Annotated in this window: 6 protein-coding genes; 3 read left to right on the top strand and 3 right to left on the bottom strand. The window is 68.4% G+C overall.

What is annotated here, in order from left to right; all coding sequences use genetic code 11:
- A partial coding sequence (locus HMPREF1138_RS01710) for a DUF3060 domain-containing protein (protein ID WP_009055802.1) occupies nt 1-309 on the top strand: 309 nt, incomplete at its 5' end.
- A 62-nt stretch (nt 310-371) separates the two neighbouring features.
- On the opposite strand, the gene HMPREF1138_RS01705 is transcribed toward HMPREF1138_RS01710, so the two are convergent.
- A complete protein-coding gene (locus tag HMPREF1138_RS01705; protein WP_009055805.1) occupies nt 372-701 on the bottom strand; it encodes a histone-like nucleoid-structuring protein Lsr2 in 330 nt (109 codons plus the stop codon).
- 226 nt (nt 702-927) lie between these two features.
- Here HMPREF1138_RS01705 and HMPREF1138_RS01700 point away from each other — a divergent pair, with 226 nt between their 5' ends.
- Both HMPREF1138_RS01700 and HMPREF1138_RS01695 read left to right on the top strand, forming a co-directional pair.
- Nucleotides 928-1,389 carry a MarR family winged helix-turn-helix transcriptional regulator gene (locus HMPREF1138_RS01700; protein ID WP_009055800.1) on the top strand — a complete coding sequence of 154 codons (462 nt, stop codon included), beginning with the start codon at nt 928-930 and terminating at the stop codon, nt 1,387-1,389.
- Complete coding sequence (locus HMPREF1138_RS01695) at nt 1,380-2,618, top strand: chloride channel protein (RefSeq protein WP_039936492.1); 1,239 nt, start codon at nt 1,380-1,382, stop codon at nt 2,616-2,618. Before HMPREF1138_RS01700 ends, HMPREF1138_RS01695 begins: the two co-directional genes overlap by 10 nt.
- 236 nt (nt 2,619-2,854) lie before the next feature.
- On the opposite strand, the gene HMPREF1138_RS01690 is transcribed toward HMPREF1138_RS01695, so the two are convergent.
- Nucleotides 2,855-4,057 carry a PLP-dependent transferase gene (locus HMPREF1138_RS01690; protein WP_009055796.1) on the bottom strand — a complete coding sequence of 401 codons (1,203 nt, stop codon included), beginning with the start codon at nt 4,055-4,057 and terminating at the stop codon, nt 2,855-2,857.
- A gap of 71 nt (nt 4,058-4,128) precedes the next feature.
- A complete protein-coding gene (gene hemH / locus HMPREF1138_RS01685) occupies nt 4,129-5,166 on the bottom strand; it encodes a ferrochelatase (RefSeq protein WP_009055807.1) in 1,038 nt (345 codons plus the stop codon).
- Between the last annotated feature and the right edge of the window lie 327 nt (nt 5,167-5,493).

Here is a 5,493-nt window from a genome sequence, read left to right as displayed (position 1 = left end):
GCCCCGTCCTCCGCTCCCTCGGCCCCCGCCGCGCAGGACAACTCCGGTGCCCTCACCGTCAACGAGTCCAACGAGCACGTGTCCGTGCCCGCGGGCACCACCATGATCATCGTCAACGGTTCCAACAACCACATTGACGGCGGCGCACTCGCCGAGATCACCGTCTCCGGCTCCAACAACGCCATCGAGGTCGAGTCCGTACAGCACGTGTCCCTCACCGGCTCGAACAACGAGATCGAATACAAGAAGGGCAACGCCCCCCAGGTCAGCGACATGGGCACGAATAACGAAGTCTCTAAGAGCGAGTGAGACAGCAACAATAATCGGGGGGTGTGCAGGAAACCTGCACACCCCCCGATGCTGTGTATCGATCAGGCATGCGCCTTACGGTAGGCCTCGACGATCGGAGCGGGAATACGGCCACGATCGGAAACCTCCAGGCCTTCACCCTGCGCCCACGCACGAATCTTCGCGTTTTCCAGGCGCTGGTTGGGGTTGCCAGCGTTGCCGCGGCGGCGGGTCGAACCAACCTTGCGGCCAGCCTTAATGTAGGGCTGAATGGCCGCGGCGAATTCTTCGAAGTGCTCGCGATTCAGGTCAATCTCATACGACGCACCATTGAATGCGAAACGCACGGTCTGATCGGCGGGCGAGCCGTCGAAATCGTCAACAACCTCGACAACCTTCGTCGTCTTCTTCATATGCTATTCCTCCTGAAGGATCGAGAATTCCACAATCGAACCGTCAGCGGAATTCATTGCAATTAGGGTAACTCACAATGCATTCTCTTTCTCACTATTCCGATTCATCGACAAACGTGAGTTAGGCAGCACCAATTACAGGTGCCAGGTAATTGAAAGTTATACTCGTAAGGACGCGCGAGGTCAGGGAGGCCTCGCACACCGCAGGAACCAGCGAGGAGACACCGTGAACAGAGCACACCACCCCCGAGCGGCGGCATGGGAGCTCTACTTCACCACCACAGCCCGCCTCACCGAACGCATCGAAGCGTCCCTCAAATGCGAGGCCGGCCTCTCCATGCCCGAGTACTCCGTCCTGCTCATGACCGACCGCGCGGGCGAGACCGGCATCCGACCCTCCGTCCTCGCGCACCAGGTCGTCTTCTCCCGCTCGCGCCTCACGCACACGATGAAGCGCCTCGAATTACGAGGCCTCATCGAACGCCGCCCCTGCCAGGGGGACGGACGCGGAGGCCTCGTCTCCCTTACCGAGGCCGGCAAGACCCTCTTCGACGAGGCCGCCCTGGTCCAGCGCGACGTCATCCGCCGACTCTTCCTCGACGACATCACGCCCGAGGAAATCGACATGCTCACCGGCCTGTTCGGCCGCGTCAGCGCGCGCCTCGACGCCGACACACCATGTCTGTGAACGCGCGCCGCCTCGCGGCCGCCACCCTCGCGACCGGAGTCATCGCAGGCCTCGTCGGCCTGGCGTGCATCCACCTGCTCCACTGGATCCAGGCCCTCGCCTGGGACATGCACGGCGGTACCCTCCTGGAGGCCGCGAGCGCCGTCTCCCCCACGCGCCGCGTCCTCGTCCTCACGCTCGGCGGCGTCATCGGCGCGCTGTCCTGGTTCCTCCTCTTCCGCCGCAACAAGGCCATCACCTCCGTGTCGGCAGCCGTGGACGGCACCCCCATGCCGCCCCTGCGCGCCACCTGGCACGCCCTGACCCAGGTCCTCATCGTCGGCCTCGGCGCCTCCGTCGGGCGCGAGGTCGCCCCCCGCGAGATGGCCGCCGCCTTCAGCGCGGCCGCCGCCGACCGCCTCGGGCTAAGCGCCGAGGACCGGCGCATCATCGTCGCCTGCGGCGCGGGAGCAGGACTGGCCGCCGTCTACTCGATCCCCCTGTCGGGGGCGGTCTACACGCTCGAAATCCTGCTCGTGTCCCGCTCGGGGCGCGCGGTCGCCCCCGCGTTCCTCACCTCCGGGATCGCCGTCCTCATCTCCACGGGATTCACGAGGCCGGCGCCGTTCTACACCGTCCCCACCCTCACGCCCTCCCTGTCGCTCACCGTGTTCGGGGCCCTCGTCGGGCCGTTGCTCGGCGCCGCCGGGTGGGCCTTCAAGCAGGCCGTCGCCCGGGTGGGCGCGGCACGCCCGCGCGACTGGCGGCTGCTGCTCACGCTGCCCGCCGCCTTCCTCGTGGTCGGACTCATCGCCAGTTGGCTGCCCTCCGTCGTGGGCAACGGCCAGGCCAGCGCACAGACGCAGTTTGATGCGACGTGGGCGGCCGGCGCGGGGCTCGCGTTCGCGGCGCTGGTGCTTGCCGCGAAGACCCTGACGACATTCCTGACGATCCGCGCGGGAGGCTGGGGCGGCGTCCTCACGCCCGCGGTCGCGCTGGGTGCCGGGCTGGGCGCCGTCATCGGCCTGCCGTGGGCAGCCGCCTGGCCCGGCTCCGAGGTGGCCGCCTTCGCGTTCATCGGGGCGGCCGCATTCCTCGGCGCGTCCATGAACGCGCCGTTCACCGGACTCATCCTCGTCATCGAGTTCACCGCTCAGGGGCCCACCATCCTGGTGCCGGCCGCCCTTGCCGTCGGCGGCGCTACCGCGGCGACCACCTGGCTGACCCGCCGCGCCCACCCGGGCGCATAACCTGCACCAGACTCTGGGGCCCGCCGATTGCCCGAACCCGCTGACCCGCCACACCCGGACCTAGAGAATAGTTCCCCAACAATGTCGCACGTAATTCCCCCAACACTATTTCAAACATTGAATTCACAGCGTTGGAATTGCAACGTTTTCCGGCATAGCTAAAAACTGACCCAACTAAATTACGTGCGAGATTTGTGGGTAAGGCACCAGAGCCACCAGTGGGCACCAGAGCGGCATCAGATCTGCGCGAGCGCCTGATCCAGGTCCTCGATCAAGTCACCCGCATCCTCGAGCCCAACCGCCAAGCGCAGGAGCGTGCCGGGCACTCCACCCACCCCGCCCACGCGCGTCGAATGGGTCATGATCGCCGGGTGCTCGATGAGTGACTCGGGCGCCCCCAGCGACGCGGCCAGCGCAAAGATGCGCGTGCGCGTCGTCAGCTCGAGGGCCGCCTCCGCCGTGGCGACCTGGAAGGACAAAACCCCGCCAACGCCTCGTGGATTCTGGCGCTGAGCCAGCTCGAACCCAGGGTCCGAGGCCAGCCCCGGATAGTGGACCACACTCACCTTCGGGTGGGAGGCCAGGAACTCGGCGACCCTCTGAGCGTTGGCGCAGTGGCGCTCCACGCGCAGAGCCAGGGTCTTCAAGCCGCGGTGCGCCAGGTACGTGTCGCGCGGGGACGGCACGTGCCCGAGGGCCATCTGCAGCTTCACGGCCTCAGCGGCCGCGTCGCGCTCGCCGAAGAAAGGCTCGACGTGCGCGGGCAGCTCCAGGCCATCGCGCAGGACGAACGCGCCACCGATCACGTCGGAATGTCCGCCCACATACTTGGTCGTCGAGTGCACGACGACGTCCGCTCCGAGCGCCAGCGGACGCTGCAAGACCGGCGTCGCGAACGTGTTGTCCACGACCAGCAGGCCGCCGACCTCGTGCGTGAGGGCCGCAATCGCAGCGATGTCGGTGACCAGCAGGAACGGGTTCGAGGGGGTCTCCACCCACACGATCTGCGGGCGCGAACCACGGATCACGCGCTCGGCCTCGGCCAGGTCGGTCAGATCCACGGCCTCAGAGGTGATGCCCTCGGCGGGCTTAATGACGCTGAGGAGCTTGTGCGTCCCCCCGTACACGTCGGTCGAATGCACGACGTGGTCGCCGGGGCGCGCCAGCAGACGGATGACGGTGTCCTCGGCGCTCATGCCCGAGGGGAACGCGAAGCCGTGCGTCGCCCCCTCCAGGGCCGCGAGCGCGCCCGCGAACGCGTTGGTCGTCGGGTTGCCGCAGCGCCCGTACTCGTAGCCTTCTCGCAGCTCGCCCGGCCGGTCCTGCACGAACGTCGACGCGACGTGCATCGGCGGCACCACGTCACCCGTCACGGGGTCCGGGTCAAACCCGGCGTGGATGGCCAGCGTCGCGAAGTCGGTACAGTCAGTCGTGCTCATGCTTCTACGCTACGAGGCCGTGGCTGACCACGCCGGAGGGTTTCGCCCGCCGGTCGATTGTGACAGCGCGCCTACACCCAGCCGGCGAGGGCGATGCGAGCCTGCTCCTCCAGGGACGCGACAGCGCCCTCCGAGTCATTGCCCCACGGCACGTAGTGGAAGTCCCCGCCCCCGGCCTCGACGAAGGTCTCGCGGTTGAGCTGGTCGATCTCCTCGAGCGTCTCCAGGCAGTCCGCCATGAAGCCCGGGCAGATGACGTCCACACGCGGGCACTTCGCACCGCCCAGCTCGGCCATCTCCTCAATCGTCTGCGGGCCCAGCCACTGTGCTCGCCCGAACACGGACTGGAAGGTGGCCGTCAGGGAACCCATCGCCAGGCCGAGGCGCGACTCGAGGGCGGCGACCGTGTGGCGGCACTCGGCGCGGTAGGGGTCCCCGGCCTCGTCCATGGCGACCGGGATCGAGTGGAAGGACACGACGACGCGGTCCCCCGTCAGGAAGTTCGGGCGCCCCACGCGCTCCCAATGGCGCTCGAGGGCGGACGCGAGCGCATCGATGTAGGCCGGGGCCGCGGGGAAGGAGCGCTGCAGGCGCAGCTCGAAGCCGTCGCGGTTGCGGTCGATCCAGCGCGCGACCGCGTCGTTGATCGTCGCGACCGTCGACGCGGCGTACTGCGGGTAGGCGGGCAGGATCGCCACGCGGCGCACACCCTGCGCATGCAGGCGGTCCAGGACCGAGCCGATCGAGGGCTCCCCGTAGCGCATCGCGGCCTCGACGCGCGCGCCCGACAGGCGCTCGCCGAGGAGACGGGCCTGCTCGCGGGTGTAGTGCATGAGCGGCGAGCCCTCATCCATCCAGATGCTGCGGTACTTGCCGGCGACCTCGCGCGGTCGGACTCGCAGGATGATGCCCTCCAGGATGGGCTTCCACAGGAGCGGGCTCATCTCGATGACGCGGCGGTCGGAGAGGAACTCACGCAGGAACGCCCGGACAGGGCCCGGCTCGGGCGCGGTCGGCGTGCCCAGGTTGACCAGGAGCAGCGCGACTCCCGCATCGTCGGGCTGTGCGCTGGTCAGGAAGGGGGAGGCGGTGTCCTGGGATTTCGTCACCCGTCCAGAATAGTGTTCGCCGAACGCACTGTCCCTGACGCGGTGTCACCTCCCGGGGGCCCAGTTCGGGGCGGCGCGGGGCTGTGCGGGCTCTCGTTCGCTTACCCGCGGCCTTGCCGAGTCGGGTTCCTCGTTCGGCGGGGAGCGCCGCGTGTCGCGTTCGGCGGGGACGAACGAGGCCGGGGCCTGTGTGGCGGGATCGTCCCCCCCTGACTGATCGCGGGGGGCACGTTGCATGCAAACGGGGCGCCCCACCTGTCGGTGGGGCGCCCCGGCGCTTATGCGGCGAGCCCGAGGGGCTCGCATCCTCCTGGCGGAGGTTGTCGG

The sequence above is a fragment of the Actinomyces sp. ICM58 genome (assembly GCF_000283035.1).
GTDB lineage: Bacteria > Actinomycetota > Actinomycetes > Actinomycetales > Actinomycetaceae > Pauljensenia.
The sequence above is the reverse complement of the archived record's forward strand: the minus strand, read 5'-3'. Positions and strand labels throughout refer to the sequence as shown.